Origin of the sequence: Winogradskyella endarachnes, assembly GCF_009741275.1 — a bacterium.
In the GTDB taxonomy this organism is placed as follows: Bacteria; Bacteroidota; Bacteroidia; order Flavobacteriales; family Flavobacteriaceae; genus Winogradskyella; species Winogradskyella endarachnes.
This window is the reverse complement of sequence record NZ_WOWS01000002.1, coordinates 450553-473020: the sequence shown is the minus strand read 5'-3', so window position 1 is coordinate 473020 and position 22468 is coordinate 450553. Positions and strand designations below refer to the sequence as shown.

Here is a 22468-nt window from a genome sequence, read left to right as displayed (position 1 = left end):
AATTTCTCGAAATGACGTGTAAGATAATTTATTCTTCCTCAGAAGAATCTTTAGCATCCTCTAAAGCATCTAACAAATCATTTTTATGCAGTAAGTTATACCATTGTACAATTTTCTTAATATCTGAAGGATATACTCTATCTTCATCATAATCTGGCAAAACTTCAAAGAAAAATTCCTCTAAAACATCTTTTCCGTCTTTATGACTAATTGATGTAGGGTTACCACCTTCTTTTTCTTTTATTTTTTTAAGCACATCTCTTAATGGCACTTCTTCTGCTAATGTATAAATAGCAATTTCACTAAGAATGCTAATGTTACTATGTGCACCAACAGTGATTCGTTTTTTGTCAATTAAAGACTCAACTACAGCGCCAGTTCTGGTTTGAGTAACGATTTGGTATAAACCTGGTTTTCCTGAAATGGATAATATTTTTTCTAAGCTCATAAATATTGTATTAGCGTTTTTTACTCATTAATGGAAAACGCATTTTGTAATCTATTTTAATTTTTCCTTTTGAAATATTTGTTAAACGACCTTTAATTAATCGTTTTTTAAAAGAAGATAATTTATCTGTAAACAACACGCCTTCAATATGGTCGTATTCATGCTGAATAACTCTAGCAATTAATCCATCATATTCTTCAATATGAGTCTCAAAATTCTCATCTTGATATTGAATTTTTATGTTTGGACGCCGAAAGACATCTTCTCTTACATCTGGTATACTTAAGCAACCTTCATTAAATGCCCATTCTTCACCTTCTTCTTCTAAAATCTGTGCATTAATAAAAGTTTTTTTAAAGTTTTTTAGTTGCTCTTGTTCTTCTTTAGATAAACTTTCGTCCTCTGCAAACGGACTTGTATCTACTAAAAACATGCGAATCGCTAATCCTATTTGTGGTGCTGCTAAACCAACACCATAAGCACCATACATAGTTTCGTACATGTTTTGAATAAGCTCATTTAGCTTAGGATAATCTTGATCAATGTTTACAGCCTTTTTCTTTAAAACTGGGTCACCATATGCAACGATTGGTAATATCATAATTCGTATATTTTCGGGTGCAAAAGTATCAAAAATCGCGGATAATATTTCAAATTTTAAAAACTAAATTCTAATGAATTTTACTCCAAATCAAAGCCATTAATTATAATAATAACTTTGTAATTTACTATTGAACTCCTGCGAGATAACTCTGTAAAATCAGTGTTGCACTGATTTCATCTATTAACGCTTTATTTTTTCTTTGCTTCTTTTTTAACCCACTATCTATCATGGTCTGAAAAGCCATTTTTGAGGTAAACCTTTCATCTATTCTACTTACAGGAATTTCTGGAAGGGATTTTTCTAATTGAGTTAAAAATTTTTGAATATAAACTTCACTTTCTGAAGCTGTATTATCCATTTGTTTTGGTAAGCCAACTACTATTTTTTCAACACTTTCTTTAGAGACATAATCTTTTAAAAAACTTAATAACTCTTTGGTATTTACAGTTGTTAAACCAGATGCTATAATCTGCATTGGGTCTGTCACTGCTAAACCTGTTCGCTTTGTACCATAATCAATTGCTAAAACTCTTCCCATAACTGCAAAGATACTGTAAATAATATGTTATTATACATAATAAAAAACGCCTCCTAAAAAAGGAAGCGTTTCATTAGATAACCAATCTAAAACAAACCAATTTTATGATTTTATTCCCTCTAAAAATAAATCATTTCATTAATTACTTATAAGACACACATTAATTTAAGTGGTCACATATTGTTTTCTTTATAAAAAAGAAAACCCCTTAAATAAGGGGAAAGGGGTTTTCTAAATTAGCTATTAATTAAATTCTCAGATAAAATTATTAGAAATAAATTATCATCCGTTTAACTAATTTTAAGACACTTACATTTTTAACAAGTCACATTTGTACTAAAAAAAAAATTAAATTATTTTTTCATGGACACATATGACTTATATTTGAGCTTAATTTTTTTACAATAAAGATATGCGTATTTTAAAACTAACTTATTTAATAACACTCCATAAATACGCCTAATAAACAATTAAAAATGAAAGAATTTCAATCTATTATAGAAAAGGCTTGGGAAGACCGTTCACTTTTGTCTAACACCGAAACTATTGATACTATTAGAAAAGTTATAGATTTAATAGACGCAGGAACTCTACGAGTTGCTGAACCAACTGCCGATGGATGGCAAGTAAATGAATGGGTAAAAAAGGCAGTAGTCTTATACTTCCCTATTCAGAAAATGGAAACGTTAGAAGCTGGAATTTTTGAATATCATGATAAAATGCCATTAAAAACTAACTATGCAGAAAAAGGAGTGCGTGTAGTACCTGGCGCGTCAGTTCGTCAAGGAGCATATGTTTCTGCCGGTACTATTTTAATGCCTAGTTATATTAATATTGGTGCCTATGTAGACGAAGGTACAATGGTAGATACTTGGGCAACTGTTGGCAGCTGCGCACAGATTGGCAAAAATGTACACCTTTCTGGAGGTGTTGGTATTGGTGGTGTTTTAGAACCATTACAAGCTGCTCCTGTAATTATTGAAGATGGTGCTTTTTTAGGATCGCGTTGTATTGTTGTAGAAGGTGTAAGAGTTGGTAAAGAAGCGGTTTTGGGTGCAAATGTTGTGTTAACTATGAGTACTAAAATTATAGATGTTACTGGAGATGAACCAATAGAAATGAAAGGCGAGGTTCCTCCTCGTTCTGTTGTAATTCCGGGTAGTTACACCAAGAAATTTGCTGCAGGAGAATACCAAGTACCTTGTGCATTAATTATAGGAAAGCGTAAAGAAAGCACCAACAAAAAGACATCATTAAATGATGCTTTACGTGAGTATGACGTGGCGGTTTAATAATTGTACCTTTAAATTACAAATTACATAACTACCAAAAAACCAACAGTATTTTATTAATTTAACTGTTGGTTTTTTACTTGAAAAATGAAAATTTTAATAATTCAACAGAAAATGATTGGTGACGTTTTGGCTACAAGTATTTTATTTGAAGCCATAAAAAAAACCTATCCAAATGCAGATCTACACTATGTAATTAATTCTCATACATTTCCGGTAGTTGAAAACAATCCGTTTATAGATAAAATTCATTTTTTTACACCTGTACTAGAAAAGAGTAAATTTCAACTCTATAAATTTGCTAAAACTTTAAAAAAAGAAAATTTTGACGTAGTAATAGATGTTTACATTAAGTTGTCTAGCAAGTTAATAAGCTATTTATCTAATGCTAAAACTAAGATTTCAATAGACAAAGGCAACAAATCATTTATATACAACCATACATTTAAACATAAATTAAAAGCCGACACAAATGCTGGTTTAGCTATTGAAAATCGTTTACAATTATTACAACCTTTAAAGATAAATCCTTTAGAAATTGTAAAACCGAAAATATATCTTACCGAAAAAGAAAAACTTAAGGCTAAACAATTTTTAAAATCTAATGGCATTGATTTAAACAAGCCTTTATTTATGATTGGTGTTTTGGGTAGTGGATACAACAAAACCTATCCATTTAAATATATGGCAAAAGTGATTGACAAACTTGCGATAGAAGAACCCGAAGGCCAAATTATTTTCAATTATATCCCAAAGCAAGAGAAAGATGCTAAAGCCATTTTAGAATTATGTGCTACAGAAACTCAAAACCAAATTTATTTTAATGTGTTTGGAAAAAGTTTGAGAGATTTCCTAGCAATTACTTCACATTGTAATGCGCTTATTGGTAATGAAGGTGGCGCTATAAATATGGCAAAGGCCTTAGACATACCTACGTTTACAATATTTTCACCTTGGATTAAAAAAGAAGCTTGGAATATGTTTGATGATGGCAAAAAGCATGTTTCGGTTCATCTTAAAGATTATAAAGAACAAGTGTATCTTAATATACAACACCCTAAAGCATTAAAATCAAAAGCTTCAGAATTATATTTAGAGTTTAAGCCCTCTAATTTTAAAGAGGAGTTAAATACTTTCTTAAAACGCATTAATTAAGTTTTCTTAATCCCAAATTCAGTCCATTTTAAATTTTCTTTTTTCACTTTAGCTCTTATTGCTAAATTTCTATCTAACGACTCTTGGGTTTTATAACCACGAGCATGGTCTAAATGCAGAACAATTGCTTTATATCTAATTTGTTTAGTCTTCATTCCAAAGTTTACTAGTCGTTCTCCCAATTCTCTATCAGGTCCTCCATATTGCATACGTTCATCATACCCATTTATTGCAATTAAATCTTGTTTCCAAACAGAAGAGTTACAATTATTAAATGTTGCACCTGTTGGAGTTACTACATCTAAAAAACTAGCTAAACCATCTTTTACAGAAAGTTTCAAGGTGTTTTTTCTCCCCAGTTGCCCTTTAGATTTTAACCATTTTACATTGAAACAATTTTGAGATGTTATATCTTCTTTAGAAATGGTTTCGCTTAAATCCATATTAAGCTTACAATAGCCTCCAGATAGAAAATAGCCTTTTTCAGCAAATCTAGCATGTGTTTCTACAAAATCTTCACGAGGAATACAATCACCATCTGTAAACAATATATAATCATTTTTAGCCATAACTATAGCTTCGTTCAATATTTTTTGACGTCTATAACCTTTGTCTTCATGCCAAGCATGCGTAATATTTACGGGATAATTAGCTTTAAACTTATCAATTAAAACTTTAGTCTCATTTGTAGAGCCATCGTCTGCAATAATAATATCAAAATTCTTATACGTCTGAACACTATATCCATAGAGCACTTTCTCTAACCAATCTATTTTATTATAAGTTGCAATAATTACTGTTATACTCGGTAATGTCATAGTCTATTTTTTCTCTATACCAAAATTAGTATAGGTTAATTTGTTCTGTTTTGTTGCTCTTCTAATCTCTGCATTAAAAGCTAAACTTTCCTCATTTTTATAAGGTCTATCATGGTGCAAATGTACGCAAATACAACTATAACGAACTTGTTTAAATTGCACTCCATTATTCATCATGCGCTCACCTACTTCTCTATCCAAACCACCGTATTTCATGCGTTCATCAAAACCATTTACGTTTAAAATATCCTTTTTATAGCAAGATATATTCATGCCATCAAATGTAGCTTTTGTGGGTGTTATTCTATTTAAAATATTTGCTTTTAGCTTCGATTTTGTTAATTTATTTAATTTAAAACTTTTTGGCTGACCTTTTTTAAGAAGCCAATCTTTATTAAAACATTGCTGATTGTTTATTACATCTATAGAAATTGAATTTGTAATACAATCTACTAACTTAAAATAACCACCTGAGAGTGCACAGTTTACTTTTCTTAGTTTTAAATGCGTTTCTACAAAATCTTGTCTTGCAATACAATCTCCATCTGTAAAAATTAAGTAATCCCCTTTTGATGCTGTAATTGCTTTATTTAAAATTTTAGTTTTCTGAAAACCATCGTCTTTTTGCCAAACATGTGTTATTTGTAAACCACTTTGCAATGCAAATGCATCTATCACCAATTTTGTTTTTTCATCTGAACCATCATCTGCAACAATAATTTCAAAGTTAGTAACGGTCTGTAAGCTATAACTGTGCAGAACCAACTTTAACCAATTTGGTTTATTATAAGTACTTATAATTACAGAAGCTGTTGTATTATTAGATAGCATAACGCAAAAATACTATTTTTACAAATGAAAAATTACAACTATGATTAAACTATCTGGAGTTATAATTACATTTAACGAAGAAAATAATATTGAAGATTGTTTAAAATCTTTGGTAAATGTAGTGGACGAAATTGTAGTTGTAGATTCTTTTTCTACAGATAATACCAAAGTTATCTGTGAAAAGTACAATGTGAAATTTTTTGAACAAAAATTTTTAGGTTACGTAGAACAGAAGAATTTTGCCCTATCAAAAGCAACTTATAATAAAATAGTGTCTTTAGATGGTGATGAAGCCTTATCAGAGACTTTACAAAATTCTATAACCAATCTTAAATCTAATTGGAAATTTGATGGATACTACGTTAACCGTTTTAATAACTTTTGTGGTCAATGGATAAAGCACACAACATGGTATCCTGAAAAAAAACTAAGGGTTTTTGATAAAACAAAAGCTGCTTGGACCGGTTTAAAAATACACGAAACAGTTAGCTTAAATTCTAAAGATGCTAAAACAGGGAAACTAAAAGGCGACATTTTACACCGAAATTATCAAACGTACTCAGAACATAATCAACAAATTGAAAAATTTACATCTTTAGCAGCAGAGGCTTATTACGATTTAGGTAAAGAAGCTTCTCTTTTCAAAATTATTGTAAATCCTACTTGGGCCTTTTTTCAATCTTATATATTAAAATTGGGTTTTTTAGATGGATTTAATGGTTTTTACATTTCTGTACAAACCGCGCATATTAGATTTTTAAAGTATGCTAAATTGCGCCAATTAAATAAAACAAACCCATAGATTAACGTTTCCAAAATTTAAGCTTTCTCTTTAATCGCTTTTTTCGATAATACTTTTCCTGAAAAGCTTGCGTAGAAGACCACATTAAATTAAACACTTTATCAAATGACTCATTAGAACATTTAGCGTACTCATCACTCATAACTTTTACCATAGATTTATGAGTTGTTAATTTTGCAAAGTTTTTAATTCTGGTCTCAAAATCCATAGAACCAAATTGCATACGATTAAGATCTACAAGAAAGAAATCGTAACTATTATCATTAATTTTTATAAGAGTATTACCAGGCGAATGGTCTAAAAAATTAACATTTTTTTCGTGTAAATTATATGTAAATCTTGTGAAAGCTCTTAGAATGTCTTCATGATTAGGATAATTTAAATCTGTGGTTAGCTCCCTATAAGTTAAATCGCAATCTAATTGCTCGCTTACATAATAACTTTTCTTAAACAACAAAGGAGTCTTAAACTCGTAGTAAGCAATTGGCTGAGGAGTTCCTATTCCTAGCTCTATAAGTTTATTAGCATATTCATAAGAGCGTTGCGCTTTACTTTTTCTTAAAAACCTGTAAGCTAACTGGTTTATTATATTTGGAATCTTAAATGACTTAACGTTAAGAACCTTACCGTCAATATTAAATAGTTTTAAAGAATTTCTATCTTGATTTCCGAACGGAGTACCAGAAGCATCAAAGTTTAGAATACTATAATCTAATTGATCTGTAAAGGCTGTAAAATTTTCTGATATAACTCTATTCATCTTACAAAATTACAATTAGTTTATAACTTTTACCTTAATTTAGCCGATATTGAAAATAAATCGTCAATAAATTTTTAGATGTAAACAAATGAAAAACATTTTAGCTTCACTAAAAAGAAAACGCATTAAAAAGAAAACCATAAATGCTATTTTAAATTCTGAACAATACAACAATTCTGTTGTTAATCTTCATAGAATAGACAAAAATAATGTTGGTGATTTTTTCTGTGCACCACATCTTTATTTTGATGTTTTAAAAGATAAATCACTAGATATTTTTGATTATAAGGTAGATAACAAAACCACAACAAATAATTTTATTGAAAAAATATCTAACAATAGTTTAATTGTAGGTGGTGGCGGATTACTTAACCGTTCTGGTTTTTCTAAACAAATGAAGCTTTTTGAAAAATTAACTGATAAAAACAAAAAAATTGTACTTTGGGGTTTAGGTCATAATCGCAAAGACTCTTCTACATATAATAATTATATAGACTACAATATTGAGCTTTCAAAATTTGGATTAGTTGGCACAAGAGATTACAATATGCCAGGTGAATATGTACCTTGTGTTAGTTGTTTGCATCCTATTTTTGACACAGAATTTACTAGCACACAAGAAACAGGAATTATTTTTCACAAAGACACGTTAAAAAAAGATAATTTAGTAAAGCGATTAGAAAATTACGCTACAAGTTCTAACACCACTAATCTTAACGAAATGATAAGCTTTATTGGTAAATCCGAAACCATTGTAACAGATAGTTACCATGCCATGTATTGGTCTATGTTATTAAACAAAAAGGTAATTGCCATACCTAATTCTTCAAAATTTTACGATTTTAAATACAAACCCGTATTTTCTTCTTTTGACACCTTTGAAGACGATTTAAAAAAGGCTAAGAGTTATTCTGGTATATTAGAAGAATGTAGAGAGATTAATCATAACTTTGCTGAGAAAGCATTTAACTATCTTAACTTATCATAAAGTGGTTTACAAACATTTCCTTATTACTCGTTTTAACTTAAGAAACCCTAAATGGGTTGCAGATAAAAAAAACGCTCCAATTTTAACAGACCAATGGCACGACAATAGGTTTAAATTATTTAATGATTTTTGTTTTGAAAGCGTAAATAACCAAACCAACAAAAATTTTCAGTGGCTCGTTTTTTTTGATACTACAACACCTCAGAAATACAGAGATATTATTGATTCTTTTAAATCAAGGATGGATAATTTTTACCCAATTTACATTGATGGCATGGATTTATACTTACCTTCAATTAAAGACTATATTTCTAATTTTAATGAAGAGTATATTATTACAAGTCGATTAGATAATGATGATTGTATTAGTAAATATTATATTGAAGAAGTACAAAAACGCTTTAATAAACAGCATTTTATGGCCATAGATTTTATAGATGGTTACTCTTTACAAATTAAACCCAACGTAAAAATTGGTAAACGTATAGATCAATACTCTCCTTTTATTAGTCTTATAGAAAAAAATGATAACCCTAAAACAGTGTGGAGCGCAAGTCACTCCCACTGGAAACGTGAAAAAAACGTGCAATTTGTAAGACATGTTAATCTATGGACAGCTGTATCTCATTTAGAAAACAAAGTCAATGGTTTTGGAGGATATGGCAAAGTTAATATAGACGATTATTTAAATACTTTTATAATTTCTAAAAATCAGCAAGATTACATTAAACAACATATTATTCCTGCCAATAATTTTGAATATTATAACTTTAAAATGAGGCTTAAATCTCATTTTAATTATCAGTACAAAAACTTAAAAAAGGCTTTAGGGGTTTACAAGTACAAATAACTACTTGCTAATTAAAATATAAAGCATAGACAAAGCTTAACTTATTTCTGTCTAATCTGACAAAACTGTAGTTAATTCATTTTTAAAGATTACAGACTTAACTTATATTTACGTATTTAACCATATCATTGATTCTAAATAAACAAATATGGCTAAAAAACGCAAATGAAATTTAATCAGCTTACACCAAATAACTGCACCAAATTAATAGGTAGAAAAGAAGCCTTGTTTACTGAGGACTTTGCTAACAATAGTATTTTAAATAATATAGTAGCTTCTTCAAAATTCTTAATTCTAGGAGGCGCAGGTACAATAGGCCAAGCCGTTACCAAAGAAATCTTTGAGCGCAATCCTTTAAAGTTACATATTGTAGATATTAGTGAAAATAACTTAGTAGAATTAGTAAGAGATATCAGAAGTTCTTTTGGCTATATTGCTGGTGAATTTAAAACCTTTGCTTTAGATATTGGCTCGTTTGAATATGATGCCTTTATAACTTCAGACGGAAATTATGATTATGTTTTAAATCTTTCTGCATTAAAACATGTGCGTAGTGAAGAAGACCCATTTACATTAATGAGAATGATTCAGACAAATATTTTTAATACTGAAAAAACGCTTCAACAATCTATTAATAAAGGGGTTAAAAAATACTTTTGCGTCTCTACAGATAAAGCCGCAGACCCAGTAAATATGATGGGTGCTTCTAAACGAATTATGGAATTATTTTTACTTCAGAAAAGTAAAGAAATTAGTATTTCTACAGCGCGTTTTGCTAATGTTGCTTTTTCTGACGGCTCTTTATTACATGGTTTTGAACAACGGATTAAGAAACAACAACCTATTGTAGTACCACATAACATTAAACGCTATTTCATTACACCAAAAGAAGCTGGTGAACTCTGTTTATTAGCCTGTATTTTTGGAAACAATAACGACATTTTTTTTCCAAAATTAAATTCTAATCTAAAATTAACTAGTTTTAAAGACATAGCTATAAATTATTTAAAACACTTACAGTTAGAGCCACAATTATGCGAAAACGAGGATACGGCAAGATTACTAGCTAAAAGCCTACCAAGCAAAGGTCAGTGGCCCTATTTTATTTCTAAAAGTGATACCACAGGAGAAAAAGAATCTGAAATATTTTTTACAGACGACGACAACATAGATTTAAGTCAATTTTCAGCTATTGGCATTATTAAACAAAATCCAAAAGTTATAAATTCTAATGCAATATTAGATTTCACTAATAGTATAAATGCTTTAAAAACCAAAAAACATTGGACTAAGGAAGATTTAGTAACGTTAGTCCGTAAAATTTTACCGAACTTTAACCATAAAGAAACGGGTAAATATTTAGACCAAAAAATGTAATTAATGTACCAGAAATTAGATGTTGTAATAATGGCGGGCGGAAAGGGAAATCGCTTAATGCCGCTAACCCAAAACACGCCTAAACCACTATTAAAAATAGGACACAAACCTATTATTGAATACAACATTGATTTACTTGCATCACAGCAAATAAAAGAAATTAATATTTCTGTTAACTATCTAAAAGAACAGATAATAGATTACTTTAAAACAAATAATCCGCATCAAATTAATTTTAATTTTATTACAGAATCTAAATCTTTAGGTACAATTGGTGCTTTAAAATTAATGAAGAATCTTTATAATGATTATATTTTAGTAATGAATTCAGATTTATTAACTACCATAAATTTTGAAGCGCTTTTTAATCAATTTTTATCAAACAAAAGTGATGCTTTAATTGCAACTGTACCATACAATATTAAGGTTCCGCATGATATTATTGAAACTAAAAAAGGTCTAGTAACAAACTTAAAACCAAAACACAATTATACCTATAATTTAAATGCAGGCATATATTTATTTAAGCGCCAATGCATCGATTTTATTCCAGATGATACATTTTTTGATGCTACAGATTTAATTAAAATCCTGCTAACAAATGGGAAACAAATATCTAATTATTCAATTTCAGAGTATTGGTTAGATATTGGTAGTCCTGAAGATTTCAAAAAAGCACAAAACGATATAAAAAACCTAAAATTGTAACATGAATTTTTTAGTTGTCATTACTGCAAGAGGCGGAAGTAAAGGTATTCCTAAAAAAAATATTAAGCTTTTAAACGGAAAACCGCTCATAGCCTACAGCATAGATATAGCAAAACAAATTGCAGATATAAAAGATATTTGTTTTACCTCAGATAGTGATGAAATTATTGAGGTTGCCACAACTTTAGGGCTAGAAGTACCGTTTAAACGTCCTGCAGAATTAGCTACAGACACAGCCAACTCTAGAGATGTAATTTTACATGCTTTAGACGCTTATGAAACGTTAAATAACAAAAGCTATGATGCCATTTTACTATTACAACCAACGTCTCCATTTAGAACTATACAGCAAGTAAAAGATTGTATAGAATTGTACAATAACTCAATAGACATGGTAGTTTCGGCTAAACAAGCTTCTGCAAATCCGTATTATAATTTATACGAAGAGCACAACGGTTATTTAAAACCATCTAAAGAAGGCAACTATACTAGGAGACAAGATTGCCCAGATGTTTGGGAATTTAATGGTGCTATTTACGTTATAAATTCAAATTCTTTGAGACAACAAAAGATGAAAACCTTTAGCAAGGTGAAAAAATACGTAATGTCTGAAGAAACATCTTTAGATTTAGACACACTTTTAGATTGGAAAATAGCCGAATTTTACCTTCAAGATTCTTAATCGTTAAAACAGTCTAAAAAGCTTGTTATTCATTTTATTAGATTAGCCTTGTGTTGTATCTTTGCACAGCTAAAAAAAACAGTATTTTTTTCAATTAATTTGAAGAATTTCTGTTGATTCAATTATCATATGAACCACAAACAAGCCTTAAAACACAATATTTTTAAATACATCACACAATCTGCTGAAGAATTACATGTAGATTGTTATGTCATTGGTGGTTTTGTGCGCGATTATTTATTAGAACGTGGCAATGCTAAAGATATTGATGTGGTTGCTGTTGGTAGCGGAATTGAATTGGCCAAACAAGTGGCTAAAAATTTACCTAATCAACCAAAAGTTCAAGTATTTAAAACTTACGGAACAGCGATGTTACGTTACGAGGATATTGAAGTTGAATTTGTTGGCGCACGTAAAGAAAGCTATAACGAAAACAGTAGAAATCCTATTGTTGAAAACGGTACTTTAGCAGACGACCAAAACCGAAGAGATTTCACTATTAATGCTTTAGCCTTAAGTTTAAATGAAAATAATTTCGGAGAGTTATTAGACCCATTTAATGGACTTAGTGATTTAGATAAGGGAATTATTCGCACACCTTTAGACCCAAACATTACGTATAGTGATGATCCACTAAGAATGATGCGTGCAATACGTTTTGCAACACAATTAAACTTTAAAATTGAAGACGCATCTCTTAAAGCCATTGCAGATAATAAAGAACGTATAAAGATTATCACTAAAGAACGTATTGTTGTAGAACTCAATAAAATTCTTGAAAGTAAGACACCTTCAATTGGGTTTATTCATTTAGAAAAAACAGGACTTTTAGAATACATACTTCCAGAGTTAACAGCATTAAAAGGCATTGACGAAATTGAAGGACAACGGCACAAAGATAATTTTTATCACACTTTAGAGGTTGTAGATAATATTGCCAAAACAACGGACAACCTTTGGTTACGTTGGGCGGCTCTGTTGCATGATATAGGAAAAGCACCAACTAAAAAGTTCCAGAAAAAAATTGGTTGGACCTTTCATGCGCACGAATTTGTAGGCTCAAAAATGGTTTACAAACTATTTAAACGTTTAAAAATGCCATTAAATGACAAGATGAAGTTTGTACAGAAGATGGTTTTTATGAGTTCTAGACCAATTGTATTAGCAACCGATGTTACGGATTCTGCAGTTAGACGTTTGGTTTTTGATGCTGGTGATTATGTAGACGATTTAATGACGCTTTGTGAAGCAGATATCACAACCAAAAATCCAAAAAAATTCAAGAAATATCACAATAATTTCAAAAAAGTAAGAGAGAAAATTATTGAAGTAGAAGAACGTGATCAGGTGCGTAATTTTCAACCACCAGTTACAGGTGAAGAAATTATGAAAACCTTCAACTTAAAACCTTCAAGAGAAATTGGTATTATTAAAGAAGCTATAAAAGAAGCTATTTTAGAAGGAGAAATCCCTAATGAGCATGAAGCTGCTTTTGAATTGATGTTAGAAAAAGGGAAGCAATTAGGACTTGAAACATCTTAAAAGATGATAAAAATTATTAGATCCAATGCAGAAAATGAAGATTTTATATTTTTAGTTAAGCAACTCGATGCTTATCTAAAAACAACAGATGGTGATGAGCACAATTTTTATAATCAGTTTAATTCTATAAAGGCACTAAAACATGTTGTTATTGCCTACTTAGATGGAAAACCATCTGCTTGTGGAGCTTTTAAAAAATATAATGAAAACAGTGTTGAAGTGAAACGAATGTTTACGACTACACAAGCAAGAAATAAGGGCATTGCTACAAAAGTACTATTGGAACTAGAAGATTGGGCTAAAGAATTAAACTATTCGTCATGTATCCTAGAAACCGGAATTAGACAACAAGAGGCTGTTGCGTTTTACAAAACAAATGCTTATCAAATTATTCCAAACTATGGTCAATATAAAGGTGTTAAAAATAGTTTGTGCTTTGAGAAAAAAATAAAAAGATGAAAAAAGAAAACAAAACCGTAATTTATTGGCTACTAACAGGTTGCATTTTAATCTTCATCATGGTTGTTGTTGGTGGTATAACTAGATTAACGCATTCTGGTTTATCTATTTCAAATTACAAATTAATATCTGGTACAATTCCACCAATGAATGAGGTAGAATGGAATGAAGCCTTTGAACTTTACAAACAATATCCAGAGTACCAAAAACTAAATAATCATTTTACAATTGAAGAATTTAAAGATATCTATTTCTGGGAATGGATTCATAGAGTGATTGGCCGTTTTATTGGTTTAGTCTTTTTTATTCCTTTTGTTTATTTCTTAATAAAAAAACGCCTTTCAAAATCAACGATAAAAAAAGCCACTATTCTATTAATAATGGGAGGATTTCAAGGGTTTCTTGGTTGGTACATGGTAAAAAGTGGTTTGGTAGATAGACCAGATGTTAGTCATTACAGGTTAGCAGCACATTTAACTACCGCCTTTTTAACCTTTGCCTATACATTTTGGGTAGCTTTAGATTTAATATTTCCACATAAAAAAGTCATTGATAAAAAATTACGAAATTTTATAAGATGGAGCTTAGTAATTCTTATTATTCAAATTATATATGGTGCCTTTGTGGCAGGATTAGATGCAGGATGGATTCATAATCATTGGCCATTAATGAATGAAGGTAAATGGATTCACGAAACCGTTTTTATAGAACAAAATCCAACATACCTCAACTTCTTAGAAGGAAAAAGTGGAGTACAGTTTGTACATAGAACCTTAGCATATGTTGTTGCAATTTTAATCCTTGCCCTTTGGTACAAAGGAAACAAAGCAGCTACAACCAAATACCAAAAGAAAGGTATTAACATCTTACTAATTATGGTTGGTATTCAATTTTTATTAGGTGTTTTAACCTTACTGTTAGCGGTTCCGGTTTGGTTGGGTGTATTGCATCAAGTAGGCGCCTTTATTTTATTAAGCGCCATGATATTTACTTTACATCGCTTCAGTAAATAATTAAAAAATCTATTAACTTTGCAGTATGATTTATAGATTTAGAATTATCCTAGATAACGATACGGAAGATGATGTGTTTCGCGATATTGAGATACGCGAAAGAGACACTATGGAAGATTTACATAATGTTATTACCCAATCTTTTGGGTTTAACGGAATGGAAATGGCTTCATTTTATGTTAGTGATGAACAGTGGAATCAAGGTGAAGAAATTGCAATGATGGATATGAGTGAAGCTGGCAATGAAGTTAAAATGATGGCAACTACCATTATTAATGATGTAGTACACGAAGCTTCTACCAGATTAATCTATGTTTACGATTTTATGAATATGTGGACGTTCTACGTAGAATTAGGAGAAATAGTAGAAGAAGCTGAAGGCACTGACTACCCTAACCTAATGTACGTACATGGGCAAATACCAGATGAAGCACCCGAAAAAATATTTGAAGCGGAAGCGGATGAAGACTTCAATGAATTTGATGATGATTTTGATTTAGATGATTATGACAATCTCAATTTTGATGAGAATTGGAACTAAAATATAACACTATTATAAAAGTAAAAAACTTGCCTTAATTAATTATTTCGGCAAGTTTTTACTTTATATCATCTTCCGTTTTTAAAATACCGTCTTTACCATTAGAAATTAAAATATAAGATTGACCATTATCTAATTGTTGGTAAAAAAATTCATTGCCCCAATAATCTTTTGTTATATGTTTCCGTAGTGGATTATTTCTAATAATTGTTTTTAATTCCTGAGGATAACTACCAATAGCCTGTTTTTCTTTTTCTAAAATTTCATTAATTACTAATATTTGTTTTGAAGTCTGTTTTAAACCATTATCAGAAACAAAAATAAAACCAACAATTAATCTTACCATAACAATAACAAGCACCACAATGAATATAAGTCTCCAAACTGGATGTATTATAATTTTTCTTGGTAAATTATTTTCATCTTCAAATTTACGTCTAGCTTTTAAGCGTTTCCTATATTTATAGTCTTCCCTACAATAAAGTAACTCAGCTAAAACATCAAACATTTAAATAGAATTTTTTAATTGTTTTAAACCAACACCTTCATAATTTCGTTTAACAAAATCTAGTGCATATTTTAACACTTCACCCATATTTTTACTTTTCTTAAAATTAACATCATGTGTGTAATTAAAAATTTGAGTTTTAAGTAATTCAATATGCTCATCAGTAGATATTTTATCGTTATCCATGCAATCCAAAACACGTCTTAAACGGTTTTTATAACTCAACATTCTTTTTGCAACTATAGAACGCTCTTCAATTTTATATTGATCAACCGATTCTTTCTGTATTCTTTCTTTCACCAATTCTACCATCTTAAAATTCTCTTTAAAAAATTGAGGTCTATATATTTTTAGATTGCCTTCGTAACATTGTTGATCAAAATCAATGGCTCTAATTCTAAATACCACTTGGTCAAAATCGTGAATAGGAACAAATACATAATTATACGATCGCATATCTCCCAGGAGCCTTATCATACAACGCTCATTAAATTTCACAAACTCCTTTGCTATTTGTGATTTTTCAGAAGAGCTACAATCTGGCAACATTTTTTTTATAAACTCATCGCCAGGAATACCAGCTATATGCTCTTCAATTAAGGTTTCTTTACACACTAAAAAATTTAAACTATGTGGCGATAACATATGTTCTAATTCTAAACCATAAATACGTGATGCATCCGCTTTTTTAATATAAAAATAAGTGTAATTATCGTTTAAAATGTTTCTAACTTTAACTCTAAAAGGTTTGGAGTTTCCAAACGTACAAAAGTCAATTGCATCTACGCTTAAATATTTTAAAATACCTTCACTACCATCAGAAACTAAACTAGAATATACTTTTTTTAAACTTAAGTCAATTTCATCGCGCTCATAATCATTATAATAAACACGCACCCAAAGTGTGTCTACATCATTTTTATCGTACACAACAATAGAGCCCTGAAAACGCAATAAATCATCGTAATAGATTGGTAAATTTATATTTCTTCTATAATGCGTTAAATAGGCATCTAGTTTCTCAGACACAGGATATGTCGGTTTCTTTTTTGATATCTTTAAATCTTCATTCATTCTCTAAATTTAATAGTTTTATTTAAATTATTGTAACAAATAAACACCTCTTTCGTCATACTTACATAACCAATCAATATCTAGCAATTACTTTGAGTACATCGTAAATTTTAGGTATTTCTAAACTCAATTATTTTGGAACCAATACTTACCATTAATAATCTTACTAAAAAATTTGGCTATCTAACTGCTGTAAAAGACTTAAGCTTTACCATAAACAAGGGTAACGTTTACGGTATATTAGGACCTAACGGAAGCGGAAAATCTACCACATTAGGCATTGTACTAAATGTTGTAAACAAAACACAAGGCGACTTTCAGTGGTTTAACGGAACAACCAGCACACATGATGCGTTAAAGCAAGTTGGCGCTATTATTGAAAGGCCTAATTTTTACCCTTATATGACGGCTGAACAGAACCTAAAATTAGTCTGTAAAATTAAAGGCGTTCCTCAAAATAAAATCGATGAAAAACTAGAAATTGTTGGTTTATTAGACCGAAAAACACATAAATTCAAAACCTATTCTTTAGGTATGAAACAACGTTTAGCTATTGCTTCTGCCCTTCTTAATGATCCTGAAATTTTAATTTTAGATGAACCTACAAATGGTTTAGACCCTCAAGGTATTCACCAAATACGTCAAATAATTAAGGATATTGCTGCAAATGGCACCACTATTTTATTGGCTTCGCATTTATTAGATGAAGTAGAAAAAGTGTGCTCGCATGTGGTAGTTTTACGTAAGGGTGAAAAATTATATTCTGGTCGTGTAGATGAAATGATTAATAGTCATGGTTTCTTTGAATTAAAAGCAGAAAAACACCAAGAATTAGTTAATATTTTAGAATCTCATGCTAAAATTGAGAAAGTTAAAGTTGAAGGCGAATTAATCACAGCGTTTTTAAGTGAGCCTATGTCAGCCTCAGATTTTAATAAGTTAATGTTTGAAAAAGGCATTTTACTATCTCATTTGGTGAAACGAAAAGAAAGTTTAGAAGAGCAATTCTTACAATTAACTGACGGCCAAGAAAACTAATCATTATCATTCTATAATTCTGAAATTGATATTTGAAAGCATTTCAGAATAAAAACTAATAAAACCAACCAAAATATGTTACGTCTTATTCAACTCGAATTACAAAAACTTTGGCTAAATAAAGCCAGTAGAGTCTTAATTATAATTTCATTTATTTTACCTTTTACAGTATTAATTCTTTCATCCATTAAAATTAATTTCTTTGGTTTTTTTACTTTAGAATTGGGTGAACTCGGTATTTTTAACTTTCCAATTATTTGGCATGTTACCACCTTTTTTGCCGCTCAATTTAAATTTTTCTTTGCTATTGTTGTGGTTAGCATGATTGGCAATGAGTACAGTAATAAAACACTAAAACAAAATCTTATTGATGGGTTAAGTAAAAAGGAATTTATTCTATCTAAATTTTACACTATAGTATTTTTCTCCCTTTGTGCTACACTATTAATAGGTTTGGCAACATATTTTATTGGGTTATACTATTCTAGCTATACAGAGGCTTCAATTGTCTTTAGAGAAGTTGAATTCTTATTGGCATATTTTGTAAAATTAGTCGGCTTTTTTAGTCTATGTTTATTTTTAGGTATGCTAGTAAAACGGTCTGCATTTGCCTTAGGTTTTTTATTCTTGTTATACATTACAGAAAGCATTACTTACGGACTAATGAGATGGAAATTAACTGAATCAATAGCAGACGGAGTACATAACTTTATGCCACTACAATCTATGTGGAACCTTATAAACCAACCTATTCAAAGAATTGTAATGACAAAGTTCCCTGATAAAACAGATATGATGTACGACTATGCTGTACATTGGTACGAGATTGTTATTGTATTAGGTTGGACAGCTATTTTTGTCTCTTTATCGTATCAATTATTAAAAAAGAGAGATTTATAATAGCTTTAGCAGTGTTGCTTATTAATGTGTAGTTAAAAAATTTTTAGAATTAAATTTCTAATCATATCTTGTACACATTATGTGTTTGCTGCACATTAAGCTGTTATGAAAAAGAAAATTTTAGTTTTTATATTAATAATTACTAGTCTCCAACTATTTACTCAAAATGAAGCTTCATTTTGGTATTTTGGGCAAAATGCAGGCCTACAATTTAATGCCGAAAATGGTTCTGTTACAGCGATTACTGGTGGACAAATTAATACTTTAGAAGGCTGTACGTCTATTTCTGATGCGGATGGAAATCTATTATTTTATTCTGACGGTATAACTGTTTGGAGCGGAACAAATGTTGTTGGAGGAGTTCATCAAATCATGCAGAATGGAACCGGATTAAAAGGCGACCCTTCTAGTACATCTTCTGGTCTTATTGTTCCAAAACCTCAAGACCCAAATGTTTATTACATATTTACTGTAGATGAACCACATCATTTTAATACATCAAATCCTGATTTTGTGGGTGAAATTGATGGAGATGGTGTCAATGATGGTTTAACCTACTCTAAAGTAGATATGAGCGAAAATGGTGGTTTTGGAGCTGTAGATGCCACAGAGAAAAACGTACCACTCATAACCTATGACATTAATGATCAGCTAGAATCTGAACTTAAATGTTCTGAAAAAATTACTGCTGTTAAAGCGGATGATTGTACTTCTTTTTGGGTAATTACACATTTTACAGATAAATTCTATGCTTTTAAAATAACTGAAAATGGTGTTTTAGTTGATGAAGCTGGTAATTCAATAGAGCCAACAATTTCAACAACTGGGCCATTAGTACCAACAACAGGTTATAGAAAAAATGCCTTGGGTTATATTAAAGCCTCACCAGATGGTTCAAAATTGGTTGTAGCACATCATGGTTTTGAAGCCAATATAGCTGGTCAAGATGCACCTGGAGGTGTTTATTTATTTGACTTTAATTCTGCAACAGGTGAAGTCTCTAATCCTTTAGAACTATACAGCCCTTCGGAAGGAGATAGCCCTTATGGTGTAGAATTTTCTGCAAATAATAAAAAAGTCTACGCCACAGTTGCTGAAGGTGCTGGTGGTTTTGGAGAAAGTTCTATAATCCAATGGGATTTAGATGGAGACAACAATCACATTACAAACTCTAGAGGCACTATTAGTACGCCAAATGCAGGTCAATATAGCGCTGCAGCAATTCAATTAGGTATAGACGGAAAAATTTATAGAGCGCAATTTGATTTTAATGACCAAAGCAATTCAGGAACATATCTAGGAGTTATTACAAATCCTGAAGCTGATTACCAAGATGTTATATATAATGCTCAAGGTGTAGCATTGCCTTCATCCACTAAAAGTCGTATTGGGCTTCCTCCATTTATCCAGTCTTTATTTAATACCGAAATTGATATCATTAATAACGGTATTAGTACTACCGAACTTAAACTTTGTACAGGTGACGACTATACTTTAGTTGCCACTAATATAACTGGAGCAGATTATACATGGTCTTTTAATAATACCCCTTTAACCGAAACGTCATCACAATTATATATAGATACACCTGGATATTACGAAGTTTATATTGAACCTAATAATGGAGATTGCCCAATAGAAGGGAGTGCTGTTGTTGGTGTTTTTGATATTCCTGTTGCTAATCCGCTTACAGATATACAAGTTTGTGATGATTCTAATAATGATGGATTTCAAAGTTTTAATTTTAGCGACAAAGATTCAGAAGCATTACTAGACCAAGATACTTCAATATATCAGGTACATTATTTTGAAAATGAAGAAGACGCCAATTCTGGTGAAAATGAAATAGTATTTCCATATATTAATCTAACTAATCCTCAAACTATTTTTGTTAGAGTAGATAATTTGGAAAACCCTAATTGTTACGACATTAATTCATTTAATTTAGAAGTGTTTAACGTGCCACAAATTTCAGATTTAAATACAATTGAAATTTGTGATAACCTCAACAATCCAAATGATGGTATTGGGTCTTTTAATTTTAACGATTTAGAATCTAGTATTTTTGGAGAACAAGATATAACTAACACTTCAATTACATATCATTTATCTCAAGACGATGCTGATACTAAAACTTCTGCCCTACCAATAAATTACAGTAATTCTTCTGCATTTAACGAAACTATTTTTGTAAGAATTGAGAATATTCTAAATGCAGATTGTTATAGTACACTTAGTTTTAATTTAGAGGTAAACCCTATTCCTATTGCTAATGATATATCTATAATACAATGTGATGAAGATGGCATCCCAGAAGGTTTTACAACATTTAATTTAAATAATCATTTAGACGATATTACAAATAGTGCAACAGATTATTCAGTAGAATTCTACGTAACTCAATTAGATGCAGAAAACCAAGAAAATGCCGTTAACGCTAATGCCTTTCAAAATTATTATAATCCGCAAATCATATATACTAGAGTCGCCGATTTAAATTCAGATTGTATTAATTATAGTGAAATTTCGTTAGAAGTGAGTACAACGTCATCTAATAACACAAATTTAGAATTGTGCGATGATGATGGTACAGAAGATGGTTTTGCAACCTTCAATTTATCTAATGCTGATGCCGCAATTTTGGCTGGCACAACGATTAGTTTAGATTTAAGTTATTATGAAACCTACGAAGATGCTTTGTTAGAGAATAATCCTCTGAGTAATAATTATACCAATACAACACCTTATAATCAAACCATTTTTGGACGTGTAGAAAATGCAAACGCATGTTACGGAATTAGTGAAATAGCATTAACTGTATTTACACTACCAAATATTGAAACAATTGCAGAAACTAAATATTGTTTAAATACATATCCCGAAACAATAATACTTACTGGAGGTGTATTAGAAGATATACCAAATAACTATTATTATTTGTGGTCTACAGGAGAAACAACCTCTGAAATTGAAATCAGTGAAGCCGGAGTGTATACCGTAAGAGTTACCAACACAAACGGTTGTTTTAAAGACCGAACGGTAACCGTATTACCTTCAAATATTGCTACCATAACAAATATTGAGGTTATTGATGCTTCAGAAAACAATTCTATTTCTGTATTTGTAACAGGTGAAGGTGATTATGAATACGCACTAGACAATGAATTTGGTACCTACCAAAACAGCAATACGTTTAGCAATGTCTTACCTGGTCTACATACCGTTTATGTAAGAGATAAAAATGAATGCGGAATCACCGAAGACCTAGTTTCCGTTATAGGTTTTCCTAAGTTTTTTACACCTAATAATGATACTGTAAATGACTTTTGGCAAGTATATGGTATTACAGAACAATTTGAAGCCAATGCAATAATTTATATTTTTGATAGATACGGTAAACTTTTAAAAGAATTAGACCCTTTAAGTGCTGGATGGGATGGTATGTACAACGGCCACAACATGCCTACAAGCGATTATTGGTTTAAAGTAACGTTAGAAGATGGCCGAGTTTACACCAATCATTTTACCCTAAAGCGATAA

The 22468-nt window shown here is 30.5% G+C and carries 23 protein-coding genes; 15 read left to right on the top strand and 8 right to left on the bottom strand.

Features of this window, described 5'->3' with window-relative positions; genetic code table 11:
- Positions 1-28: 28 nt before the first annotated feature.
- From GN138_RS06775 to ruvX, 3 genes are all read right to left on the bottom strand, one after another.
- Complete coding sequence (locus GN138_RS06775; RefSeq protein ID WP_157363038.1) at positions 29-448, bottom strand: DUF5606 family protein; 420 nt, start codon at positions 446-448, stop codon at positions 29-31.
- 10 nt (positions 449-458) lie between these two features.
- On the bottom strand, positions 459-1049 hold the full coding sequence (def, locus tag GN138_RS06770) for a peptide deformylase (protein ID WP_157363037.1): 591 nt from the start codon (positions 1047-1049) through the stop codon (positions 459-461).
- A 127-nt stretch (positions 1050-1176) separates the two neighbouring features.
- Positions 1177-1590 (bottom strand): Holliday junction resolvase RuvX, encoded by a 414-nt coding sequence (gene ruvX / locus GN138_RS06765; RefSeq protein WP_157363036.1) that lies wholly within the window; start codon positions 1588-1590, stop codon positions 1177-1179.
- Positions 1591-2066: 476 nt separating this feature from the next.
- On the opposite strand from ruvX, the gene GN138_RS06760 reads away from it, so the two are divergent.
- Positions 2067-2882, top strand: coding sequence for a 2,3,4,5-tetrahydropyridine-2,6-dicarboxylate N-succinyltransferase (locus GN138_RS06760; protein WP_157363035.1), 816 nt, complete (start codon positions 2067-2069; stop codon positions 2880-2882).
- 87 nt (positions 2883-2969) lie between these two features.
- Positions 2970-4037: a glycosyltransferase family 9 protein gene (locus GN138_RS06755; RefSeq protein ID WP_157363034.1), complete on the top strand. Its 1068-nt coding sequence runs from the start codon at positions 2970-2972 to the stop codon at positions 4035-4037.
- On the opposite strand, the gene GN138_RS06750 is transcribed toward GN138_RS06755, so the two are convergent.
- The gene (locus tag GN138_RS06750; protein ID WP_157363033.1) at positions 4034-4855 is read right to left on the bottom strand and encodes a glycosyltransferase family 2 protein; all 822 of its coding nucleotides are present in this window, start codon (positions 4853-4855) and stop codon (positions 4034-4036) included. The two genes, GN138_RS06755 and GN138_RS06750, sit on opposite strands and share 4 nt — an antisense overlap.
- A gap of 3 nt (positions 4856-4858) precedes the next feature.
- Positions 4859-5686 carry a glycosyltransferase family 2 protein gene (locus GN138_RS06745; protein WP_157363032.1) on the bottom strand — a complete coding sequence of 276 codons (828 nt, stop codon included), beginning with the start codon at positions 5684-5686 and terminating at the stop codon, positions 4859-4861.
- Positions 5687-5726: 40 nt separating this feature from the next.
- On the opposite strand from GN138_RS06745, the gene GN138_RS06740 reads away from it, so the two are divergent.
- The gene (locus GN138_RS06740) at positions 5727-6488 is read left to right on the top strand and encodes a glycosyltransferase family 2 protein (protein WP_157363031.1); all 762 of its coding nucleotides are present in this window, start codon (positions 5727-5729) and stop codon (positions 6486-6488) included.
- A 1-nt stretch (position 6489) separates the two neighbouring features.
- On the opposite strand, the gene GN138_RS06735 is transcribed toward GN138_RS06740, so the two are convergent.
- Positions 6490-7248, bottom strand: a complete 759-nt coding sequence (locus tag GN138_RS06735; protein ID WP_157363030.1) for a Kdo domain containing protein — start codon at positions 7246-7248, stop codon at positions 6490-6492.
- 88 nt (positions 7249-7336) lie between these two features.
- Here GN138_RS06735 and GN138_RS06730 point away from each other — a divergent pair, with 88 nt between their 5' ends.
- The 9 genes from GN138_RS06730 to GN138_RS06690 all read left to right on the top strand — a co-directional run bounded on the left by GN138_RS06730 (position 7337) and on the right by GN138_RS06690 (position 15408).
- On the top strand, positions 7337-8236 hold the full coding sequence (locus GN138_RS06730) for a polysaccharide pyruvyl transferase family protein (protein ID WP_157363029.1): 900 nt from the start codon (positions 7337-7339) through the stop codon (positions 8234-8236).
- Position 8237: 1 nt separating this feature from the next.
- Positions 8238-9086, top strand: a complete 849-nt coding sequence (locus GN138_RS06725; protein WP_197429323.1) for a glycosyltransferase — start codon at positions 8238-8240, stop codon at positions 9084-9086.
- A 165-nt stretch (positions 9087-9251) separates the two neighbouring features.
- Entirely contained in the window at positions 9252-10463 is a 1212-nt protein-coding gene (locus tag GN138_RS06720; protein ID WP_157363027.1) for a UDP-N-acetylglucosamine 4,6-dehydratase, read from the top strand.
- A gap of 3 nt (positions 10464-10466) precedes the next feature.
- A complete protein-coding gene (locus GN138_RS06715) occupies positions 10467-11171 on the top strand; it encodes a sugar phosphate nucleotidyltransferase (protein ID WP_157363026.1) in 705 nt (234 codons plus the stop codon).
- A gap of 1 nt (position 11172) precedes the next feature.
- Complete coding sequence (locus GN138_RS06710; RefSeq protein ID WP_157363025.1) at positions 11173-11853, top strand: acylneuraminate cytidylyltransferase family protein; 681 nt, start codon at positions 11173-11175, stop codon at positions 11851-11853.
- Positions 11854-11982: 129 nt separating this feature from the next.
- Positions 11983-13395: a CCA tRNA nucleotidyltransferase gene (locus tag GN138_RS06705; RefSeq protein ID WP_157363024.1), complete on the top strand. Its 1413-nt coding sequence runs from the start codon at positions 11983-11985 to the stop codon at positions 13393-13395.
- A 3-nt stretch (positions 13396-13398) separates the two neighbouring features.
- Positions 13399-13854, top strand: coding sequence for a GNAT family N-acetyltransferase (locus GN138_RS06700; protein ID WP_157363023.1), 456 nt, complete (start codon positions 13399-13401; stop codon positions 13852-13854).
- Positions 13851-14867 (top strand): COX15/CtaA family protein, encoded by a 1017-nt coding sequence (locus GN138_RS06695; RefSeq protein ID WP_157363022.1) that lies wholly within the window; start codon positions 13851-13853, stop codon positions 14865-14867. Before GN138_RS06700 ends, GN138_RS06695 begins: the two co-directional genes overlap by 4 nt.
- Positions 14868-14892: 25 nt before the next feature.
- Positions 14893-15408, top strand: coding sequence for an IS1096 element passenger TnpR family protein (locus GN138_RS06690; RefSeq protein WP_157363021.1), 516 nt, complete (start codon positions 14893-14895; stop codon positions 15406-15408).
- 58 nt (positions 15409-15466) lie between these two features.
- Here GN138_RS06690 and GN138_RS06685 read toward each other — a convergent pair whose 3' ends face one another.
- Positions 15467-15916 (bottom strand): hypothetical protein, encoded by a 450-nt coding sequence (locus tag GN138_RS06685; RefSeq protein WP_157363020.1) that lies wholly within the window; start codon positions 15914-15916, stop codon positions 15467-15469.
- The gene (locus tag GN138_RS06680) at positions 15917-16990 is read right to left on the bottom strand and encodes a hypothetical protein (protein WP_157363019.1); all 1074 of its coding nucleotides are present in this window, start codon (positions 16988-16990) and stop codon (positions 15917-15919) included. It abuts the gene before it with no gap.
- A 135-nt stretch (positions 16991-17125) separates the two neighbouring features.
- Between GN138_RS06680 and GN138_RS06675 the strand changes: the two genes are divergently transcribed.
- The 3 genes from GN138_RS06675 to GN138_RS06665 all read left to right on the top strand — a co-directional run bounded on the left by GN138_RS06675 (position 17126) and on the right by GN138_RS06665 (position 22468).
- Entirely contained in the window at positions 17126-18028 is a 903-nt protein-coding gene (locus GN138_RS06675; protein WP_157363018.1) for an ABC transporter ATP-binding protein, read from the top strand.
- A gap of 75 nt (positions 18029-18103) precedes the next feature.
- The gene (locus GN138_RS06670; RefSeq protein WP_157363017.1) at positions 18104-18928 is read left to right on the top strand and encodes an ABC transporter permease; all 825 of its coding nucleotides are present in this window, start codon (positions 18104-18106) and stop codon (positions 18926-18928) included.
- Positions 18929-19033: 105 nt separating this feature from the next.
- Positions 19034-22468 (top strand): T9SS type B sorting domain-containing protein, encoded by a 3435-nt coding sequence (locus GN138_RS06665; RefSeq protein ID WP_157363016.1) that lies wholly within the window; start codon positions 19034-19036, stop codon positions 22466-22468.

Bases quoted from the DNA above. Each gene is read 5' to 3' on its own strand.
- def (WP_157363037.1), bottom strand. From the start codon at position 1,049: ATGATATTACCAATCGTTGCATATGGTGACCCAGTTTTAAAGAAAAAG.
- GN138_RS06710 (WP_157363025.1), top strand. From the start codon at position 11,173: ATGAATTTTTTAGTTGTCATTACTGCAAGAGGCGGAAGTAAAGGTATT.
- GN138_RS06690 (WP_157363021.1), top strand. From the start codon at position 14,893: ATGATTTATAGATTTAGAATTATCCTAGATAACGATACGGAAGATGAT.
- GN138_RS06685 (WP_157363020.1), bottom strand. From the start codon at position 15,916: ATGTTTGATGTTTTAGCTGAGTTACTTTATTGTAGGGAAGACTATAAA.
- GN138_RS06665 (WP_157363016.1), top strand. From the start codon at position 19,034: ATGAAAAAGAAAATTTTAGTTTTTATATTAATAATTACTAGTCTCCAA.
- GN138_RS06715 (WP_157363026.1), top strand. From the start codon at position 10,467: ATGTACCAGAAATTAGATGTTGTAATAATGGCGGGCGGAAAGGGAAAT.
- GN138_RS06760 (WP_157363035.1), top strand. From the start codon at position 2,067: ATGAAAGAATTTCAATCTATTATAGAAAAGGCTTGGGAAGACCGTTCA.
- ruvX (WP_157363036.1), bottom strand. From the start codon at position 1,590: ATGGGAAGAGTTTTAGCAATTGATTATGGTACAAAGCGAACAGGTTTA.
- GN138_RS06720 (WP_157363027.1), top strand. From the start codon at position 9,252: ATGAAATTTAATCAGCTTACACCAAATAACTGCACCAAATTAATAGGT.
- GN138_RS06755 (WP_157363034.1), top strand. From the start codon at position 2,970: ATGAAAATTTTAATAATTCAACAGAAAATGATTGGTGACGTTTTGGCT.
- GN138_RS06745 (WP_157363032.1), bottom strand. From the start codon at position 5,686: ATGCTATCTAATAATACAACAGCTTCTGTAATTATAAGTACTTATAAT.
- GN138_RS06750 (WP_157363033.1), bottom strand. From the start codon at position 4,855: ATGACATTACCGAGTATAACAGTAATTATTGCAACTTATAATAAAATA.
- GN138_RS06775 (WP_157363038.1), bottom strand. From the start codon at position 448: ATGAGCTTAGAAAAAATATTATCCATTTCAGGAAAACCAGGTTTATAC.
- GN138_RS06680 (WP_157363019.1), bottom strand. From the start codon at position 16,990: ATGAATGAAGATTTAAAGATATCAAAAAAGAAACCGACATATCCTGTG.
- GN138_RS06705 (WP_157363024.1), top strand. From the start codon at position 11,983: ATGAACCACAAACAAGCCTTAAAACACAATATTTTTAAATACATCACA.
- GN138_RS06730 (WP_157363029.1), top strand. From the start codon at position 7,337: ATGAAAAACATTTTAGCTTCACTAAAAAGAAAACGCATTAAAAAGAAA.
- GN138_RS06700 (WP_157363023.1), top strand. From the start codon at position 13,399: ATGATAAAAATTATTAGATCCAATGCAGAAAATGAAGATTTTATATTT.
- GN138_RS06735 (WP_157363030.1), bottom strand. From the start codon at position 7,248: ATGAATAGAGTTATATCAGAAAATTTTACAGCCTTTACAGATCAATTA.
- GN138_RS06695 (WP_157363022.1), top strand. From the start codon at position 13,851: ATGAAAAAAGAAAACAAAACCGTAATTTATTGGCTACTAACAGGTTGC.
- GN138_RS06670 (WP_157363017.1), top strand. From the start codon at position 18,104: ATGTTACGTCTTATTCAACTCGAATTACAAAAACTTTGGCTAAATAAA.
- GN138_RS06740 (WP_157363031.1), top strand. From the start codon at position 5,727: ATGATTAAACTATCTGGAGTTATAATTACATTTAACGAAGAAAATAAT.